This window comes from Burkholderia sp. E168m23 (genome assembly GCF_016586125.1).
GTDB lineage: Bacteria > Pseudomonadota > Gammaproteobacteria > Burkholderiales > Burkholderiaceae > Burkholderia > Burkholderia orbicola.
Map to the genome: position 1 here is coordinate 1 of NZ_BCPP01001441.1, position 1,152 is coordinate 1,152.

The following is a 1,152-nucleotide window of genomic DNA, read 5'->3' on the forward strand; positions in this document are numbered from 1 at the left end:
GGCTCGCTCCGGCACGGAAACAAGCACGTCGGGTCCCCCGGCGGGAAGCTGCGTCAGCCCGAACGAATAGGGCAACGATTCGTCGAACAACGCAGTGGTCTGGTACGTGTAGTGCATGTGCTCCGCGACCCATGAGGGGATGCGATAGGGTCTCGGGCCCCAGAGAATGACTTTCTCTTTGAATGCGATGTTGTGGCGAACGCCTTGCCAGGCGAGGGCTGTTTTGCCGCCGACGTGGATGCCGGGGACGCGTCGGCCAAGATGCGCGATGATGCCGTCCCGAGAGGGCGTGTCGCCGGTCAGCAGGTAGGTACCTTTCGAAAGGCGTTGCAGCCAGCCGGACTTGACCATATGTGACGCCAAAGCCGCGCTCACGCCCATGTTTCGAAGCATTTCTGAATCGATGGGGTAACCGCGCAGGGTCTCCTGCATCAACCGCTGGACTGTTTTGTTGCTCATCGTGGCGTGATCAGGGCGTTGTTTGATTGCAGTATATATAGAGTATGTTTGATTATCTGCAATTTTGTAACGCTATCGCGCCAGATTCATCGGATCCCGTCACGCCTCGAGCCACGCCTCGGGAAGGACATGATCCGGCTGACACGTTGAGTGCATGCGAGAAATGGCCGGATTATTTGATAATTCGAAAATATACAACGCTCGAATAATAAGGGTCCGTATAAAAAGACCTGATTGCCGGCAGCAGGATGGCCAGGCGGTGTCCATCACACCGCGATCAGTTCGCGCACGCCGTTCGTTTCCATGTCCCGCGCATCACCCCCCGCGACGATCTCACCGCGGCTCATCACCCAGTAGCGATCGGCGATCGATCGCGCGAAATCGTAATACTGTTCGACGAGCAGCACGGTCATGTTCGATTCGTCGACGAGCTGGCGCAGCGTGCGGCCGATGTCCTGGATGATCGACGGCTGGATGCCCTCGGTCGGCTCGTCGAGGATCAACAACTGCGGCTCGCTCATCAGCGCACGGCCGATCGCGAGCTGCTGCTGCTGGCCGCCCGACAGGTCGCCGCCGCGCCGCGCGCGCATGTCCTTCAGCACCGGGAACAGGTCGTAGATGCGGTCGGGTACCTTCGATGGCGCCTTGCGGCTCGCCGCGCCGACGAGCAGGTTTTCCTCGACGGTGAGCCGT

General features: G+C 60.0%; 2 protein-coding genes. Both read right to left on the reverse strand.

All coding sequences use genetic code 11. The annotated features are described in order from the left end of the window. Positions 1-459, reverse strand: a 459-nt coding sequence (locus JMF90_RS38000; protein ID WP_201326437.1) for an AbiEi antitoxin N-terminal domain-containing protein, incomplete at its 3' end; no start/stop codon positions are given. 266 nt (positions 460-725) lie between these two features. Next, on the reverse strand, positions 726-1,152 hold a 427-nt coding region (locus JMF90_RS38005), incomplete at its 5' end, for an ATP-binding cassette domain-containing protein (protein ID WP_201326438.1).